This is a genomic window from Mycolicibacter nonchromogenicus (assembly GCF_002101775.1).
Classification (GTDB): domain Bacteria; phylum Actinomycetota; class Actinomycetes; order Mycobacteriales; family Mycobacteriaceae; genus Mycobacterium; species Mycobacterium nonchromogenicum.
This window is the reverse complement of the sequence record NZ_LQPI01000072.1, coordinates 142,397-160,859: the sequence shown is the minus strand read 5'-3', so window position 1 is coordinate 160,859 and position 18,463 is coordinate 142,397. Positions and strand designations below refer to the sequence as shown.

At 70.0% G+C, this 18,463-nt stretch carries 8 protein-coding genes; all 8 read right to left on the bottom strand.

All coding sequences use genetic code 11. The annotated features are described in order from the left end of the window. Positions 1 to 10 precede the first annotated feature (10 nt). Positions 11 to 241, bottom strand: coding sequence for an MbtH family protein (locus AWC18_RS18435; RefSeq protein ID WP_064997470.1), 231 nt, complete (start codon positions 239 to 241; stop codon positions 11 to 13). Next, positions 222 to 1,502, bottom strand: a complete 1,281-nt coding sequence (mbtG, locus tag AWC18_RS18430; protein WP_085139660.1) for an NADPH-dependent L-lysine N(6)-monooxygenase MbtG — start codon at positions 1,500 to 1,502, stop codon at positions 222 to 224. Before mbtG ends, AWC18_RS18435 begins: the two co-directional genes overlap by 20 nt. Next, positions 1,499 to 5,947 (bottom strand): non-ribosomal peptide synthetase, encoded by a 4,449-nt coding sequence (locus tag AWC18_RS18425; protein WP_085139659.1) that lies wholly within the window; start codon positions 5,945 to 5,947, stop codon positions 1,499 to 1,501. The genes mbtG and AWC18_RS18425 overlap by 4 nt, the downstream gene beginning before the upstream one ends. Then, positions 5,929 to 12,546 (bottom strand): non-ribosomal peptide synthetase, encoded by a 6,618-nt coding sequence (locus AWC18_RS18420; protein WP_085139658.1) that lies wholly within the window; start codon positions 12,544 to 12,546, stop codon positions 5,929 to 5,931. The genes AWC18_RS18425 and AWC18_RS18420 overlap by 19 nt, the downstream gene beginning before the upstream one ends. Continuing rightward, positions 12,539 to 15,478, bottom strand: coding sequence for an SDR family NAD(P)-dependent oxidoreductase (locus AWC18_RS18415; protein ID WP_085139657.1), 2,940 nt, complete (start codon positions 15,476 to 15,478; stop codon positions 12,539 to 12,541). The genes AWC18_RS18420 and AWC18_RS18415 overlap by 8 nt, the downstream gene beginning before the upstream one ends. Further along, entirely contained in the window at positions 15,472 to 16,797 is a 1,326-nt protein-coding gene (locus AWC18_RS18410; protein ID WP_064998422.1) for a beta-ketoacyl [acyl carrier protein] synthase domain-containing protein, read from the bottom strand. The genes AWC18_RS18415 and AWC18_RS18410 overlap by 7 nt, the downstream gene beginning before the upstream one ends. Beyond that, complete coding sequence (locus tag AWC18_RS18405) at positions 16,790 to 17,536, bottom strand: thioesterase II family protein (protein WP_085139656.1); 747 nt, start codon at positions 17,534 to 17,536, stop codon at positions 16,790 to 16,792. Before AWC18_RS18405 ends, AWC18_RS18410 begins: the two co-directional genes overlap by 8 nt. A 197-nt stretch (positions 17,537 to 17,733) precedes the next feature. Then, entirely contained in the window at positions 17,734 to 18,423 is a 690-nt protein-coding gene (locus tag AWC18_RS18400; protein ID WP_085139655.1) for a cutinase family protein, read from the bottom strand. Positions 18,424 to 18,463: the final 40 nt, after the last annotated feature.

The following is an 18,463-nucleotide window of genomic DNA, read 5'->3' as shown; positions in this document are numbered from 1 at the left end:
CGCAGCCCGGCTACCCGCGCTCGGCCGCCATGGCCTCACGAAGACTCTTGGGCCGCAGGTCGTTCCAGTGCTGCTCGACATACTCCAAACAGGCCGCTCGATCGGCGCCGTGTTCAGCTCCGTAGACCACTCGCCACCCGGCGGGAACATCGGCGAACGTCGGCCAGAGACTGTACTGCTCCTCGTCGTTGACCAGCACGTAGAAGCTGCCGTTCTCGTCGTCAAAGGGATTGGTGCTCATCGGATCTCCTCGGTATCGGTGGCGCAGCAGAAAGGTGGGCGCCCAGCACCCGGTCGGACAGCAGGCCCAAGCAGCTCAGGTTGGGAAAACCGGGTCCCTGGGTGAGCCCGGCCAGGTTCGGCAGGAAGAGTTTCGGCGCGACGTCGGCGACGGCCAGGTCATGTCCGATCGCCTCGGCCAGCCGGTCACCGGACAGCGGGCCGCCCAGGCCCAACTCGAGCAGGTCCAGGGTGTCCTGGCCGAACAGCGATACGAACCACAGAGGGTCGGCACCGGAGCCGTCGATGACCAGGTCGAAGCCGTGCACGGTTTCGAAGTTCTCCCCGGCGCGGTTGGTGCTCAATGTCAAGCGGATTCGGCCGTCGCGAGCCACGGCGTGCGCCACCCGGCCCCGCAGGTGGCGGATCCGGTCGTCGGCCAGCAGCGCATCCTGTACCCGGGCCGAGAACACCCCACGATCGGTGCGGGCCAGCGCATCTCGACGCTCAGCCAGGGTCAGAGCAGCCCAGTCCACGGGATCGGAGAACAGCGTGTTCTCGAAGAAGCTCTCCCCCCGGGTGAACAGGGTCACCTGTGGGGAGATCACCGTGATCGTCGAAACGCGGTGCCGAAACAGCTCATTGAGCATCGACGCGGCGGTCTCGCCGCCCCCGATCACGGCGACACGCTCGGCGCTGATCCGGTCGGCTGCGGCCCGGTGCCAGAACTGCGCAATGGAGAGCACCAGCGGGTTGCCCGGCAGAATCGACTTCTCGGCCTGGCCCGGACCGGTGATCATCACCGCGTCCGCGGCGACCGTGGTCTCCCGGGTGTGCAGCACCCAACCGTCGCCGTTCACCCCCAGCCGCTCCACCTCACCGGGGATCACGTTGAGTGCCACCGCGTCGGCCACCCAGCGCAGGTACTGGCTCCACCGCAGGTGCGTGGGCGCCGGCCGGCCGCGGTCGACCCACTCGGCGAACTGACCGGTGGCGATCAGATAGGACTGCCAGCCATACCGAGTCATGCGCTCGTCGAGTTCGGCGTTGCGGCCGGCCACCAGGGCGGAGCGGTACGGGAAGCCGACGTCCTTCTCCGGACTGGTGCCCAGCCGGTGCGCGCCGTCGGTCCAGCCCCCGGAGGCGCGCCAGTTCGCGGCGACCTCGGTGCGTTCGACGGCGACCACGTCCGGTGCGGCAACGCCCATCTCGCGCAGCACGGCGGCCTTCGCGGCCACCGCGACGGCCTTGGCCCCGGCCCCCACCACCGCAAGTGTGCTCATCGCAGTTCCTCCACCAGGTCGCCCAGGCTGTTGGTGAACAGCTCTTGCAACTGCGCGATCTCGGTGTCGCCGAGGATATCGGGCAGCGTGCGCCACTGGGTCATCAGCGCCTGCCCCGCGCCGAGGTCGGCCACGGCGGCGAAAATGCTCAGCTCGTGCCGTACGGCCTGGCCGGGTTCGGGCACCGACGGCAGTCCGGCGATCAGGTCCGGTGCCACGGTCGGCCCGCCGCCGGCCCGATCGACCCGGCCGAGGTAGTTCAGCAGCAGCTGCGGCCCCGGTACAGACCCCAGCCGGTCGGCCGTATCGGTCCGCAGGTAGGCCAGCAGCCCGTAGTCGATTCCGCCACCCGGAATGTCAGCCAGCGCACGCGCCACCCCGCCCGGATCGGCCTGGGCCACCCGAAGCGGATAGATCGCCGACAGCAGGCCGGCGATGTCGGCGGTGTCGACACCGGTCACGAGCTCTTCGGCGCGCCCATGGGTCTCCAACGCCAGCAGCGGTATTGCGCCGGGCTGCCCGCGCAGCGCCCGCCAGGCAGTGAGCATCCGCGCGGTCGCCGCGACAAGCAGGTCATGCATCGGAACCGGTAACCCGGACAGCGCCGCGGTGAGCTCCGGGTCGGCGACGCTCACCGAGACGGTGAGATCACCGGCGCGATCGCGTTCCGGGGCAACCCGCCGCGCACCCAGATCCGGGTCGTCGCCGGCCAGCTGGCCGGCCCAGAAGTCCACCGTGTCGAGGTGGTGCGCACGCTCGTGCAACGCGGTCGCCCAGCGCCGGTAGCCGCTGCGCTCGGGCAGCGGATCCGCCCCGGCCAGCGCGGCGTGCAGCTCGCCGAGGATCACCTGCCATGACACCGGATCCAGGGCCAGCACGTGCCCGCACAACAGCAGCACCCCCGCCCCGTCGGGCACTTTCAGCCACACCGCGCGCAGCATGACGCCGTTGCACGGATCCAGGCTGTCCAGCAGTCGGCTGCCGTGCTCGGTGACCACCGCAAGATCGGCTGCCTCGACCGTGACCTCGGTCAGGACGTCGACCGGCGCAATCGGGTGCAGCGTCAACTCGACCGGGTCGAGTCGGGCATGCAACACCGGGTGAGCGGCGACGATGGCAGCCAAGGCAGCCCGCAGTCGGTCCGGTTCGGTGCCCTGCGGCAGCCGGATCGCTTCGACCTGCCCGAGCCGGCGTGGGTTGCCGTATTGGTAGAGCCAGCGACCGGCCGGTAACAGCGGAATCGGCCCGTCGGCTGCCGGCGATCCGTCGCACCGCTCGGCGGCGGCTTCAGCCACTTCGCGATCCAAGGCTGCCGCCACGTCCCGAATCGTGTTGGCACTCAATATGGTCCGTGGACGCAACGGCAGGCCGCGGCGGCGGGCCGCCCGCACCAGCGACAGCGCGACGATGCTGTCCAAGCCCAGCTCGCGCAGATCGGTCTCGACTCCCGGGGCCGCACCCACCGCCTGCGCGCCGTCCGGCCCGGCGAACACTTCGGCGAGCAACTCCACCAGGACTCGTTCGGTCTCGGTGGCCGGCTCGACTCCGCCGCCGAGCGGCTCGGAGTCCGCCAGTTGCGCCGCCAGCTTCTCGGTGTCCAGCTTTCCGTTGGCGGTCAACGGCATCGATTCCACCGCGGTGATCCGGGCAGGTATCAGGTAGGGCGGCAGCCGGGTGCCGATCTCGGCACGCACTCGGCCGGTGTCTACGTCCGCGCCGGTCACGAAGCCGGCCAGTTGGGTTCCGGCCGGCCCCTGCATGGGGAGCACCGCGGCCGCCGTGACCCCGGTCGCGGCGGCCAGTGCAGCCTCGACCTCAGCGATCTCGACGCGGTAGCCGCGTACTTTGACCTGGTCGTCGGCGCGGCCGAGGTAGACCAGGCGGCCATCGGGCCGGCGCCGGACCAGATCCCCGGTGCGATACATCCGGCCGCCGGCGTGAAACGGGTCCGCGACGTAGCGGGCCGCGGTGGCCGCGGCGCGGCGCACGTAGCCGCGGGTGACCTGTGCTCCGGCCAAGTACAGCTCGCCGGGCACCCCGTCGGGCACTTCACGCAGCGCGGAGTCCAGGACGTGGGCGATCATGCCCCGCACCGCTTCTCCGATCACCGGCACATCGGTGTCGGCGACGTCGGCGACGACGGCCTCCACCGTGGTCTCGGTGGGGCCGTAGCAGTTGTGGACCGCCGTCGAGGGCGCCGCACGCAGTCGCGCCCAGGTGTGCGGGGCGATCGCCTCGCCGCCGAGCGCCAGCACAGTGAGGCGATGGTCGGATCCGGCGTCGAGCAGCCCGGCGTCGAACAGCTGAGTGAACATCGACGGCGAGGTGTCGATCATGTCCAGGCGGTGCCGGCGGATGCCGTCGATGATCGCCTCGGCATCACGCATCTCCTCGGCGGAGAACAGGTGCACACTCTGGCCGGCCAACAGGCCGACCAGCGGCTGCCAACTCGCATCGAAACTCAGCGACCAGGCGTGCGCGACGCGCAGCGCCCGGCCCAGCCGCGCGATTGCAGGTGCGTACATGCGCTGCTGGTGATCGGCGAAGTACGACGCCAGCGCACGGTGCGTGCCGATGACACCCTTGGGTTCGCCGGTGGAACCGGAGGTGAAGATCACGTAGGCAGCCGAGTCCGGGTGGATCGCGTCCGGAGTGGGGAGCTGCGCCGCCTCGCCGGAGCGCAATTCGGCCAGTAGTTCGCCGGTCAGCGTCAGCTTCGGCTCGGCTTGGCGCAGAATCGATTCGATGCGCGCGCTGGGCAGATCGATATCGATGGGCACGTAGGCAGCCCCGGCCTGCAGCACCGCCAAGATCGCGATCACCGAGTCCAGCGAGCGCGGCAGCGCTATCGCGACCCGGTCTTCGGGACCGATCCCCCGCCCGGCGAGCGCCCGCGCCAATCCGGTGGATTCGACCGCCAATTCGGCGTAGGTCAGGCTGCGGTCCTCGCCGGTGAGCGCCGGCGCGTGCGGGTGTGCCGCGGCGGCCGCGGCGAACAGCGCGGGCACCGACAAGGCCGGGTCGTCCCCGCTCTGATTCGCCGAACCTGCCTGGGGCGCCGGATTGTTGCGGGCCCGCTCGCCGGGCAGCAGCACGTCCAGATCGGCGACCCGGGACCGTGCCGGATCGGGAAGCTGGCGCAGCACCTGCAACAGTCGCTGGCCGAGATCGGGAACCGACAATTCTCCCAGCGCATCTGGGATGGCTTCGAGCAGGACGGTGAGCCGGCCGTCGCGGGGCGGGTAGCTGACCAGGGTCAGCGGGTAGTGCGTGAGGCTTTCGACCGTCACCGGGATGAAACGCACCCCGTCATCGGTGGTGACCCCGGCGGTGGCCGAGCCGATGGGCGCATTCTCGAATACCAGCAGGGTGTCGAACACCGCGTTGCCGCTGGCCCGCTGCACCGCCGACAGGCTCAGGTATCCCAGGTCGCGCATCGCAGCGGTATCGCGTTGCAGCGCTTGGCAGGTGGCGACCACCTCGGCGCGCGGCGGTGCCGACGCGGCCACCGGGACGGTGTTGATGAACAGCCCGACCATGGTTTCGACGCCGGTGAGTTGTTGCGGGCGGCCCGACACCACCGCACCGAACACCGTGTCGGTCCGGTCGGTGAGCCGGCCGAGCAGCACCGCCCAGGCGAACTGCAGCACGGTGTTGAGCGTCAGACCGTGCCGGCGGGCCCAGGTGGTCAGACGCGCGGTGGCATCGCCGTCCAGCGCAATCTCGTAGGTCTGCGGGATGGCACTGCCCACGGCGGCTCGGTTGCCGCCGGCCAGCATGGTCGGGGCGCTCACCTGATCCAGGTACTCACGCCACCGCTGTGTGGCTGCGGCGCTGTCTTGTTGGGTCAGCCAGCCGATGTAGTCGCGGTAGGGCCGCGGGGCGGGCAGCGGGTCCACACCGCCGGCGCGGTAGATCGCCACCAATTCGTCGAAGAACACCGCCATCGACCACCCGTCGATCAGCAGGTGGTGCACGGTGAGAATCAGGCGGTACTGCTCGGGGGCCGACTGGACCAGTACGAATCGCAGCAGCGGTCCGCGGCCCAAGTCAAAGTTCGTGGTGCGTTCGAGGCGGGCGATCGCGTCGAATTCACTTGGGGAGGCTTCGATCTCGCGCCAGGGAAGGACCGCCTTCGCCGGTATGATCTGCACCGGGTGCGGCAGGTCGACGTCCCAGAACGACGCTCGCAGGTTCGCATGGCGGGCCAGCATCGCCTCGGCGCTGCGGCGCAACAGCCCGGGATCGACGGCACCGACGATGTCGATGACGAACTGCACGGTGTAGACGTCGACGCCGTCGCGCTCCCCACCGTCATCGGTGACCAGCTTCGCCAGCGAGAACAGCCCCTGCTGCAGCGGGGAGAGTGCCAGCACGTCCTCGATCGCCGCAGCGGGAGCAGCGCTGCGCGCTGGTGCGGTCTCGGTCACGGCGAATCGCCCCATGCCGCGGTCAGATTGGCCAGCGCGTCGTTGCTCAGCCCTGAGACGCTCATCGGCTCGAATGCCGTGTCGGCGGATTCGACGGTGCCGCCGGCCGCGGCCTGATTATCGACGGCGGCGGCCAGTTCGGCGAACGTCGGGTGCTCGAAGATCATCCGCGGGTCGACGTCCAGGCCCGCCGCGCGCGCCCGCGCGGCAAGCTGCACCGACAGGATGCTGTCACCGCCGAGTTCGAAGAAGCCGTCGCTACGCCCGATCGCCGCGACTCCCAGCAGCTCGGCGCAGATTCCGACCAGGGTCTGTTCGGTGGCGGTGACCGGGGGGTCCGATTCCCCGCGGGTGGCCACCGCGGGCTGCGGCAGTGCGGGCCGGTTCAGTTTCCCGGAGTCCGTCAGCGGCATGGCGTCGAGCACCGTCAACGATGAGGGGACCATGTAGCCGGGCAGGGTCGCGGCCACGGCTGCGCGCACCGAGGCGATGAATTCTGCCGCGTCGGAGACGGGGCCGGCAGGCACCAGGTAGCCGGCCAGGGTGGTGACACCGCGCTGTTCCCAGGTGCGGGCGGCGGCCGTCGCCACGCCGGGCGCACCGCGCAGCGCGGCCTCCACCTCGGCCAGCTCCACCCGGAAGCCGCGCACCTTGACCTGGTGGTCGGTGCGACCGACGAATTCCAACACCCCGTCCACCGTCCAACGGGCTCGGTCGCCGCTGCGGTAGAGCCGGTCGCCGGGCGTGTCGGAGAAGGGGTTGGCGACGAACCGGGTCGAGGTCAGGCCCGGCCGCTTCCAGTACCCGCGGACGACCTGTGGGCCCGCGTAGTAGACCTCGCCCACCACCCCGGGCGGAACCGGTTGCAGCGCGTCGTCGAGCAGGTAAGCCTGCGCCCCGGGCGTGGGCCGGCCCAGTTTGGGTGTGGGTGGCTCCAGTTCGCCGCGCACCACCGCACCCGAGGTCTCCGTGGCGCCGAAGTTGTTGAGCAGTTGAGCATTCGGGTCGAGCGCGTCACCGAGGCGGGCCAGCAGGTCCGCCGAGACGGGTTCACCGCTGCACACCAGTCGGCGGAGGCCGCGCAACGTAATGTCGGGTTCATGCGGCGGTCCCAGCTTCGGCTCTCCTCCGTCGAGCCTCGCTGAACCGCCGGACTCTGCCAGCACCGAGATCAGGCTGGCCACCGCGGTCACCTGCGCCACCCGTTCGTCCACGATCAGCCGAGCCAGCGCTTCGGGGTTACGGAACTCGTTGTCGTCGGCCAGAATCAGTGTCGCCCCGGCGGCCAGCCCGGCCAGCATCTCCATGCCGCCTTCCAGGAACGTCATCGACGACTGGGCCAGCCGGATGTCCGCACCGGTGACCGGGTAGTGAGCGATCTGCCAGTTCAGGCGTGCGCTCATCGAGCGGTGGGTGCCCACCACGCCCTTGGGCACACCGGTGGACCCGGAGGTGAACACCAGGAACATCGGGTCATCGGGGTGCGGCACCGGAAGGTTCAGCCCGGCGACGTCGTTGGTCAGCTCAGCCTGGACATCGGCGTCATCCAGGCACAGCAGCGTGACACCGTCCGGTGCCGGAATCGCTTCCCGGGTGGCAGTGCTGACCAGAATCACCCTGGCCGCCCCGGGCGCGAACGCGGTGTCGGACAAGACGTCATCGATCATGAACTCGAGGCGCTGACGCGGATAGCTCGGGTCCAGCGGAAAGTAGCCGGCGCCGGCCTTCATGATGCCGACCAGCGCCACCGGCAGATCCAGGTCGCGGCGCACCGACAGACCCACCAGGGTTCCGGGTTGCACGCCGGCGTCGATCAACAGCTCGGCAAGCCGGTCGGACCGGCTGTGCAGCTGTGGGTAGGTGAGCTCGGCTCCGGCGCATCGCACGGCGACGCCCTCAAAGCTGCGGCTGGGTGCCAGCACGTCGGCGATGCTCTTCGGATCGCCGGCGGGAATCTGGGCACCGCAGCTCCACTGCTGCAGGATGCGCCTCCGTTGGTCATCATCGACCAGGCTGATGTCGCGCAGCGTCTGTCCCGGATCACCCGCCATGGCTGCCAGCACCCGCCCCAGCCAATCGGCCAGCCGCTGCACGGTGGCACGCTCGTAGAGGTCGGTGCGGTAGATCAGGTGTCCGTCATAGCCCGCTCCGTCGGCGTCCGCTGTGGCGAACAGATTCACCGACAGGTCGGCGTGCGCGATGTCGAATGTCGGCATCACGGTGCGGAAGACCAGGTCGCCGTCGGGGCCACTGTCGATCACGTGGGTGACATCGGCCGCCTCGCGTACGTGGACCACCACCTGGAACAACGGGTTGCGCGACAGCGTCCGGACCGGGTTGAGTGCTTCGACCAGCCGGTCGAACGGAAGGTCGGCATGGGCGTAGGCACCCAGCGCGACTTCCCGCGCCCGAGATACCACCTCACGCAGTGTCGGGTTGCCCGCCAAACGGTTTCGCAGAACCACGATGTTGACGAAGAATCCGACCAGGTTGTCCAGTGCGCTGTCGGTGCGTCCGGCGATCGGCACGCCGAGCGGGATGTCGTCGCCGCTGCCGGCCAGATGCAGCAGCACCGCGACCGCGGACTGCACCACCATGAACTCGGTGGCACCGGTCTCGCGGGCCAGTGCCGCCAGTCCTGCCCGCACCTGCGGGGGGACGGTGAATGCGACCGAGTCGCCGGAGCCGTTGGCGGTGGCGGGACGGGGAAAGTCCGGCCGCGGCCCGGTGTCGTCGGCCAGGCCGGTCAGTTGCTCGACCCAGTAGCGGCGCTGCGCCTCGATCAGACCGGACTCATCACGCAGCAGTTCGCCCTGCCAGTGCGCGAAGTCCGCGTACTGCAACGCCGGCGGCTCCCATGCCGGAGCCGAGCCGGTGGCGCGGGACCGGTAGGCGATCAGCAGGTCGGTGAAGAGCACCTCGACCGACCAGTGGTCCGCGGCGATGTGGTGCACCACCAGGGACAGCACCCGTTCGTCGCCGGGCAGGTGCAGCAGCGCCGCCCGGATCGGCCAATCCCGTTCCAGGTCGAATGCGACGCCGCGCTGCTCGCCGAGCCGGGCTTGAGTCCACGCCGCAACGACATCCGGATCGGTTTCGGGGCACTGCAGTTCGGCCACCGGCACCGCCGCGGGTGCGTTGATGACTTGGTGGGGCACGCCGTCGATCTCGCGGAACGTGGTGCGCAGACTGTCGTGGCGGGCCACCACGTCGCCGATCGCGGCGGTCAGGGCGGCCGTGTCGCACGGGCCGGTGAGCCGGGCCGTCAGCGGAATGTTGTCGCCGGTGGCGTTCGGGTCCAGTCGGTAGGCGAACCAGGTTCGCAGCTGCGACGCCGAGACCGGAAGATCACCAGAGCGCGGTACGGCGACCAGCTCCGGTCGCCCGGCCCCGGTCTCGCCGGGCTGCGCCGCCGGCACCCGGTCGATCGCGGCCGCCAGTCGGGAAACCGTGCCGGCTTCGAAGATCTCCCGGATACCGATCTCCACCTCGCAGCGGGCGCGGATCGCCGCGACCAGTTTGGTGGCCAGCAACGAGTGACCGCCGAGGTCGAAGAACGAGTCGTCGGCACCCACTTTGTCGCGGGAGAGCAGTTGGGCGAACAGCTGCGCCACCACGTGTTCGGTGTCGGTCTCGGGCTCCCGGTAGGGCGTGCTCTCGATCGGCTGCGGGTCGGGCAGCGCAGCGCGGTCGATCTTGCCGTGCGCGGTGATCGGGATGTCGTCGACCACCACGTACGCTGCCGGCGCCATGTATTCCGGCAATGCCGCGGCCACCCGGGCCCGGATCCGAGCTACCTCCACCGTGTCTTCAGCTGCGCCGGCGCCGGGGGTCAGGTAGGCGACCAGGCTGCGGCCCAACCCGGGAAGGTCCGACACCACCACCACGCACTGGCCGACGCTGGGGTCCACCGAGATGGCAGAGGCCACCTCCCCGAGTTCGATCCGGAAACCGCGGACCTTGACCTGGTCGTCGGCGCGGCCGATGAACTCCAGATCGCCGGCGGCATTGCGCCGGGCCAGATCACCGGTGCGGTACAGCCGCTGGCCGGGGGTCCACGGGTCGGCGACGAAGCGCTCGGCGGTCAGACCGGGGCGGTCGAAGTAGCCGCGGGCCATGTGTGATCCGCCGATGTAGATCTCGCCGATCACCCCGACCGGCACCGGCTGCAGGGCGTCGTCGAGCAGCCAGATGGTGGTGTTGATGTTCGGGCTGCCGATCGGCACGATCCGGTTGCCCTGCGGGCCTTCCACCTTGTGCCGGGAAGAGTTCACCACGGTCTCGGTGGGGCCGTAGAAATTGTGCAGCATCGCATCGAAAGTGGCGTGGAACTTGTCGGCGAGTTCGCCCGGCAACGGTTCGCCGCCGATCGGAATGCGCCGCAGGGTGCGCCATTGGTTCACGCCGGGCAGCGAGAGGAACAGTCCCAGCAGCGACGGCACGAAGTGCATGGCGGTGACGCCTTCGCGCTGCAGCAGATCGGTCAAATATCCGATGTCGCGCAGTCCGTCCGGGCGCGGGATCACCAGCCGGGCACCGCTTCCCAGGGTTCCGAACAGTTCCCCGATCGACACGTCGAAGCTCGGCGATGCGACCTGCAGCAGCACGTCGGTGTCGTCGACACCGTATTCGGCGCCGAACCAGAGCAGATATTCGGTGATCGGGGCGTGCGATACCTCGACGCCCTTGGGCAACCCGGTCGAACCCGAGGTGTAGATGAGGTAGGCCAGATTCTCCGGGCGCAGGGGGCGCACCCGGTCGGCGTCGGTCGGGTCGGTGTCGGGCCGCCCGGCCAGCTCGTCGGCGGTCAAGGGTTCACGCAGCACGATCGACGGCCGGGCGTCACCGAGGATGAATTCGATACGGTCCGGCGGATATTCGGGGTCGATGGGAACGTAGGCGGCGCCCGCTTTGGCGATGCCCAGGGCGGTGACCACCAATTCCGTGCAGCGGCCGAACAGCACCGCGACCTTGTCCTCGGTGCCGATTCCCGCGGCGATCAGGTGGTGCGCGACTCGGTTGGCGCGCGCGTTGATCTCGGCGTAGCTGTACCTGCCGTGGTCGTCGACGACGGCGATGGCGTTCGGGGTGGCCGCTGCCCGGGCGGCCACCAGCGCACCGAGGGTGGCCGGCGCCTCGGGAGGCGGGATGAAGTCCGGTCCGCGGGATATCGCGTCCAGCCAGGCCCGGTCGTCATCGCCGAGCATGTCCAGCTCGCCGACGGTCGTCTCCGGCTGTGCCACCGCGGCGGACAGCAGCTGAACCAGGTGCCGCAGCAACTGCTCGACCAATGGCCCGTCGAGCACGTCGTGCAGATATTCGGCCTCGATCAGTGCACCGTCGGCGTCGGCCTCCACCATGATTCCCAGCGGAAGCTGGGCCACCTTGCCGCGGTAATCGGCACGGGTGCAGGCGATCCCGTCCGGCTGGAAGCCGCCGCCCTGGGTGGATCGGAAGCCGAAGCTGAGTCGGGTGAGTCGTTCCACTCCCCCGTGCCGACGGTCCGGGTTGAGTTCACGCACCACCCGGTCGAGGTTGATGCCCTGGTGGCCGAATGCCCCCAGTGCGGCGTCGCGGGTACGCGCCAGCAGATCGCTGAACCGGGTGGCAGCGTCAACTTTCGCGCGCAGCACCACGGTGTTGCCGAAGTAGCCGATGGCCCCTTCGGTGCCGGCGGTGCGGTTGAGCACCGGTGAGGCGATGAGGAAGTCATCGGTGGCGGTGTAGCGGTGGATCAGGGCGGACAACGCCGCGGCGATCACCATGTAGGGCGTGGCGCCGTTGCTGCGGGCCAGCTCGGCGATGTCGGACATCAACTCGGCGGGCAGGGCGCGGGTGCACAATCCGGCGCGCAGCGTGCTGGGTATCGCCGAGCCGTGCGGGCCGGGCAGCTCCAACGGGTCCGGCGGGTCGGCCAGCAGGGTCCGCCAGTAGTCCAGCTCCGCTTCGTGGCCCAAACCCGTCGCCGGGACGGGGTGCGGCACCGGCGCACGGGTGGCGAACTGCTCCGGGTCGGCATAGGCGGCGGTGAGGTCTGCGAAGAAGACCGCCCAGGAGTCGTCGTCCCAGGCGATGTGGTGGGCCACCAGCAGCAGAATGTATTCGTCCGGCGCGATCCGGACCAGGGTGAGCCGCAGCGGGGCATCGGATTCCAGCCGGAACGGGGTGGCGAATTCTCGCTGGGCAAGCACTTCCAGGCGCAGCGCCCGGGCCTGCTCGGCGAGGTCGGACAGGTCGTGTGTGGCAAAGCCGGGTGTGACCTCGGCGATCACCGGGTTCGGCTCGCCCGCCTCATCGACGGGATAGACGGTGCGCAGCACCGGATGGCGGGCGGCCACAGCGGCCAGCGCGGCCTGCAGCCGGGTGCCGTCCAGCGGCCCGGTGAGGCGGTAGGAGACCGAGATGTTGGCCAGGGCGCCGTCCGGGTCGAGCGCCTGCACGAACCACATGCGGCGCTGCCCGTCGCTCATGGTCAGCGGCTGCGATTCATGGTCCGGCCCGGACTGCGGCTGCGCCGGTGTCGATGCGGCCAGCCCGCGTTCGGCGAGGCGGCGGCGCAGCAGTTCCAGCCGCAGCTCGTCTGCGTCGGTCGCCTGGTCGACGGCATCAGTCATGGGTGAACACAGTCCTTTCCGTAGCCGCGGCCGGCGCTGCGTCATCGGTCAGCGTCGCCGTCAGCTGGGCTCCGGTCATTCCGGCCAGCAGCGGACCGAGCGCCACGCGCAGGCCGGTGGCCCGCCCCAGGCGCTTGCGCAGGTCCAGTGCGAGAAGTGAATCCAGGCCGAGGTCGACCAGGGCCCGGTGCATGTCGATGTCGTCCGGGCCTTCCAGACCCAACACGGTCACCAGTTCGTCGGCGACCACCTCCCCGATCGGGCGGTCGGCCTGCCCATCAGACCTTGCGGCGGTCAGTGATTCGTCGAACGGCGAGGGCACGCCCTGACTGTCGAAGAACACCGCCAGTCGGTCGAAATCGGCGGCCAGGATCGCCGGGTCGTCCGGGGTGGCACGAAGTCCTGCGGTGATCGCGGCTTCCGGGGCCATCGGCGTGAGGCCGGTCCGCGCGATCCGGTCCTTCTCCTCGCCGCTGACCACCGCCACGCTGCGCCACAGTCCCCAGCGGATGGAGTTGGCGTTGCGCCCCTGTGCCCGCAGCTGACCCACCAGCGTGTCAGCCATCCGGTTGGCCGCCGCGTAGAGTCCGTGCCCCGACCCGCCCCACAGCGCCAGCACCGAGGAGCAGACCAGCACGCGTGCGTCGGCGGTCAGCGGCCACTGGCGTGCCAGGTTGTCCAGTCCGATCACTTTGGCCCCGAACGCGGCCCGGACCGCATCGTCGGTGACCTTGGATGTGGCCACGGCCTCTGCCGACGCCGTGTGGACCAGCAGCCCTGCCGGCGCGGGTCGATACTGCTCGATGACCGCTGCGACTGCGGCCTCATCGGCGATGTCACAGCACACCGCACGGATGCGCGCCCCGGTGCGCGCGCGCAGCGCATCCAACTGCGGCGTCGTCGCATCGCCGGCCCCGCTGCGGCTGAGCAGGACGATGTCGCGCGCACCGTGTTCGGCGCAGAACGCCGCGTAGGCCAACCCGATGGCACCGGTTCCGCCGCTGATCACCACGGTCTGCGGGACCGTAGGCGGCGTTGCCGCGGTGGTGGATTCGACGAATCGTCGCGTTGTCAGGCGCCCCGCCCGCACCGCCACCTCGGTCTCAGCCAGTGACAGTGCGGCGCCGGCGGCGCGCAGATCTGCGGCGGTGGGGTGCACCGGTAGATCCAGATGCGCGAAGGTGTGATCGGGGTAGTCGAACCCGGCGCTGCGATGCAGCGCGGCCAGTGCGGCGCCACCCGGGTTCGGCGGTGGGTCACCGTCGAGCTGCTCGGCACCACGGGTCAGCAGCCATACCCGCCGGCATGCGGGTCCTGGCGCAATGGCGGTCTGGGCGGCCGCGTGCGCGGCGAACTCGGCTGTCGCCGAGGCGATATCGGTCTCGTCGGCGAGCGGGGCCACCAGAACCAGGAATTCGGCGTCGGCCGGGTCCACCGCTTCGACGTCCAGCGCCGCCCGCAGTTGCGCGGTCAGCTCGCCCGATTGCCCGGCATAGTCGACCACAGCCACCGGCGCGGACCGCTGCTCGGGTTCGGTGACCGGCAGCCATTTCTCAGTCATGACGACCGGGATGTGCGGGCGCGGCGGAGATGATTCCGTGCCGGCCCACAGCCGGTTGGTGTGCATCGGTGCGTGCGGAAAGTGCCGCAGCAGCGCGGGAGCGTCCGGCGGGGCGAAATCACGCCAGCGGTAACCGGGATCGGCGATGGCCGCGGCGGCGATGTTGGCTGCCAGTGCCTCACCGGCCGGCTGGTCACGGTCGGTGCTGCCCAGCACCTGGGCCGCACCGACGGAGTCGCCGAGTGCCACCAGCAGGGTCGGGTGCGCCGACATCTCGATGAATGTAGTGACGCCGCGCCCGACCGCGGCAGCCGCGGCCATATCGAATCGGACTTGGCGGCGCAGATTGTCGAACCAGTACTTTCGGAACGTGGTGGCGGGCGGAATCGGGCCACCGTACACCGATCCGATGAATTCCACCGGGGCACTGTGGAATTGCGCTTCGGGAAGTTGCCCGGTCAGCTGGTCTCGCAGCGGCTCCAGGGCGCTGGTGTGCGCCGGGTAGCGCACCGGCAGTTCGCGAGCGAAGACTCCACGCCGGCCGGCGGACTCCAGAATCTGTTGTATTGCCGGCAATTCTCCCGAGACGACCACCGATTCCGGCCCGTTGACCACCGACAGTTCCAGCCAGCCGGGGGTTGCGGCGATCAGCTCGGTGGCGGCGTCGGCGTTCACCGCGATCATGGCCATGCCGAATCGAGTCGGGGCGCCGGCGGCCAGCTGGTCGGTCAGCTGCGCCCGCGCGGCCACCACTGCCACGGCGGCATCCAAGTCCACCACGCCGGCGGTGTAGGCGGCGGCCAGCTCCCCCAGGCTGTGGCCGACGGTGATGTCGGGCAGCACACCGAAATGCCGCCAGGTGGCTGCCAGGGCCGCGGCGTGGGTGAACTGGGCGGCCTGGACCACCATGGGATTGGTGTCTTCAGCACCCCGCAGGTAGCCCAGCGGCGACGGGTGACCGGCGCGCCGGAAGGCGTCATCGCAGCGGTCCGCCTCGGCGCGGTACGCGGCTATGCCGAGCAGCTCGGATCCCATTCCGGGCCATTGATTGCCCTGGCCGGGGAACACGAAGGCGGTGCGAGCGGCCTCAGGTTGATGCGACTGAGCCACCAACGGGTGTTCGACGCCCCGGTAGACGGCGTCGAGGCCCGCGGCGAGCTCGGCGGTGTCGCGGGCCCGGATCACCGCACGGTAGCGGCGCACCGGGCGGGTGGATCGCAGAGTCTGGGCGACCGCCTCGACCGAGACGGGATGGGACTGCAGGTAGCGCGCCAGGCCACCGGCCTCGGCTGCCACCAGGTCGCGGGCGTGCGCCGAGATCAGCACGGGGATCCGGCCGTCGGGCAGGGCAGTCGGGTGGCTGCTCAGCATGGGGCCGCCTCGACAACGTCGTCCACCCCGACGATCAGATGTGCGTTGGTGCCGCTCATTCCGAACGCCGACACCGAGCCGATCCGTCGCCCGTCGCTTGCCGGCCAGGGGGTGATGGTCTCGGCCAGCGTGATTGCGTGACCGTCCCAGTCGATGCCGTCGTGCCAGCCCTCGCGGACATGCAGGGTGGGTGGGATCGCCTGATGCTCGGCGGCCAGCAGCACCTTGGTCAGCCCGAGTGCCCCGGCCGCAGCCTGGCTATGCCCGATATTGGATTTGACCGAGCCCAGCCGCGGGCCGGCGCCCCCGGTGGTGTCGGTGCCGTAGACGCTGATCAGCGAGCGCAACTCCACGGGATCTCCGACCCGGGTCCCGGTTCCGTGGCCCTCGATCATCCCGACCTGGCCGGGATATACGCCGGCGTCGGCCAGGGCGTGCCGGTAAAGCCGCTGCTGGGCCTGCTCGCTGGGGGTGAGCAGGCCGGCGGTGTGACCGTCTTGGTTGAGCCGACTGGCCAGGATCTCGCCGTAGATGTGCCGGCGATCGCGTAGGGCAGCTGATTTTCGTTGCAGCACAAAGATTCCAGCGCCTTCAGCCCACACCGTTCCGGTGGCGGCGGCACTGTAGGGCCGGCAGTGGCCGTCGTCGGAGAGCGCGTGCTGCTTGGAGAACTCAACGAAGAATCCGGGCGACCCCATCACGCACACCCCACCGGCGAGCGCCATGTCGGTGTCGCCGGTCGAAATCGCCTGCACCGCCAGGTGCAATGCGGACAGCGCCGACGAGCACGAGGTGTCGACGGTGATCGCCGGGCCGGCCAGGCCCAGGGTGTAGGCGATCCGGCCGGAGATCACCGACAGTGCGGTGCCGGGCAGCAGGTGGCCGCTGTGTGTGCTGAACTGCGCCATGTCCGGGCCGTAGCCGGTGACCGACGCGCCGAGGTATACGCCGACGTCGTGCCCGTTGAGCTCGTCGGGATTGACGCCGGCGTCTTCCAGTGCGCGCCAGGCCACCCGCAGTGCGACCCGCTGCTGCGGGTCCATCGCGACCGCCTCGCGGGGTGCGATACCGAAGAAGCCTGGGTCGAATTCGGCGGCACCGGAGAGAAATCCGCCCGCGTTGCAGATCGGCTTGAAACCGTCGCGGCGAGAACCCTCGAGGAGTTCGCGCACCGCCCAGTCACGGTCCTCAGGGATGGCGCTCAGCGCCTCGCGACCGTCGGCAAGAAGTGACCAGTACTGCTCGGCGGTGTCGATCCCACCGGGCGCCTCGACGGCGAGGCCGGTGATGACGACCGGGTCCTCGCGCCGATCATTCATCGGCGATGATCCGCTTCGCCAGGGTCTCGATGTGCTCGTAGTGATAGAAGTGCCCGCCGTCATACAGCGACATCGACCAGGCGCCGGTGGTGTGGTCGGCCCAGCGTTCCAGCAGGTCGGTGCCGATCCGGTCGTCGGAGCGGCCACCCAGCACCGTGATGTCGGCACCGATGGTGGCCTCGGGTGCACACGAGTAACGGTTGAACGCCAGGTAATCCGAGCGCACCGGGGTCAGCAGCAGGGTCAGAAACTCCTCGTCGGCCAGAATTCGCGGGTCGGTGCCGCCCAGCTGGGCGAGTTCGGCGCGGAGGTCGGCATCGCCGGTGGGCACCTTGCGCAGCCCGGCCACCAGGCCGGGTGCGGGCGCGGCCGAGGCCCATAGCCGCGGGATCTCGATCCCCCGCTCCTCGGCGAGCCGGGCGAACTCGAACGCGACCAGCGCGCCCATGCTGTGGCCGAACAGGCGCAGCGGCCCGAGCTGGTGCCAGGGCGCTGCATCGAAAAGGCTGCGCGCCAATTCCGGCAGGGTCTCGACGGCCGGCTCGCGGAAACGGTCGGCACGCTGGGGATACTGCATCACGTAGGTGTCGACACCGGCGGCCAGGGCCAGCGCCAGCGGGCGGTAGTTGACCGCGGTCCCGCCGGCGTGTGGGAAGACCAGGACGGGGGCGCCGGGCCCCGGAAAGCGGCCCATCCAGGAGGGGAACTCCGCGACGGCCGAGGTGTCGTCGACGGCCATTCGATCCCCTCGCAAGTATTAGTAAAGGCTGCCCTAATTTCCTCGCGTTAGGTTACCCCTACCGGGGGCGGGCCGGAAACTGGGGCGTCCGTGGGCCCCATCGAGGCCCTCCCCCGCGCCGAGCGTGATTTGAGACCGGGTTTCTGCTCCTCGGTTTATCGCGCTGAATACACGTTCGGCGAAAGGCGGGCGTCGGATCAGAGCAGACCGGCGACGAAGGCCGCGGCCTGAGCGGGCATCGGCGACTGCGCGTAGGACAGGTGGGGCGCGGAGAACATCTCGTCGTGCGAAGGCAGCGCCAGGGCTCCCGGAGTGCAGATCGGATCGCCGTCGGCACACAGATCAATGGCTTTGGCTCCGTACCAGGGGCTGATCTCACTGATCGGTCCGCCCAGGTACCGGTCGGTGGGATTCCCGAAAACCGCCACCGCAGCGACGTGCTCGGCATCCTCGGCAGACAGGGTCGCGGCGTTGAAGCCCGCCACCGATGCCCGCGCGATGGTGACCAGGTCGATGACCATGGCGCCTTGGGAGTAGCCGCCGAGCACCAGCTTGGTATCGGGGCAGGTCGCCGTCATGGACTGCACGTGCGCGCTGGCGTCGCGGGCGCCGTCGGACGCCGAGGGCGGCCAGTCCTCGCCGGCCGGGTAATTGACCGCATACACCCCGACGGTGCGCCCTTTGACCTGCGAATCCAACGCGTCGATGAACTTCTGGCCGACTTCGCCGACACCGGGCGGTTCGGCGGTCCCGCGGGCAAAGGTCACCTCGATGTCGGGACAGTCGGCTGCGGACGCGGCCGGAACCACGACCGGGGCACCGGGCACGGCCACCAGGGCTGATGCCCCCACAGCAGCAAACAGCGCGACCACCCGGGGCGCTTTCATGTCATCGATGCTGGCACACCGAGACAGCCGGACACCAGCC

What these genes read in the sequence shown, in the direction of transcription:
- AWC18_RS18405 (WP_085139656.1), bottom strand. Translation starts at nt 17,536, where the DNA reads ATGGCCGTCGACGACACCTCGGCCGTCGCGGAGTTCCCCTCCTGGATG.
- AWC18_RS18420 (WP_085139658.1), bottom strand. Translation starts at nt 12,546, where the DNA reads ATGACTGATGCCGTCGACCAGGCGACCGACGCAGACGAGCTGCGGCTG.
- AWC18_RS18410 (WP_064998422.1), bottom strand. Translation starts at nt 16,797, where the DNA reads ATGAATGATCGGCGCGAGGACCCGGTCGTCATCACCGGCCTCGCCGTC.
- AWC18_RS18415 (WP_085139657.1), bottom strand. Translation starts at nt 15,478, where the DNA reads ATGCTGAGCAGCCACCCGACTGCCCTGCCCGACGGCCGGATCCCCGTG.
- AWC18_RS18435 (WP_064997470.1), bottom strand. Translation starts at nt 241, where the DNA reads ATGAGCACCAATCCCTTTGACGACGAGAACGGCAGCTTCTACGTGCTG.
- AWC18_RS18425 (WP_085139659.1), bottom strand. Translation starts at nt 5,947, where the DNA reads ATGGGGCGATTCGCCGTGACCGAGACCGCACCAGCGCGCAGCGCTGCT.
- mbtG (WP_085139660.1), bottom strand. Translation starts at nt 1,502, where the DNA reads ATGAGCACACTTGCGGTGGTGGGGGCCGGGGCCAAGGCCGTCGCGGTG.
- AWC18_RS18400 (WP_085139655.1), bottom strand. Translation starts at nt 18,423, where the DNA reads ATGAAAGCGCCCCGGGTGGTCGCGCTGTTTGCTGCTGTGGGGGCATCA.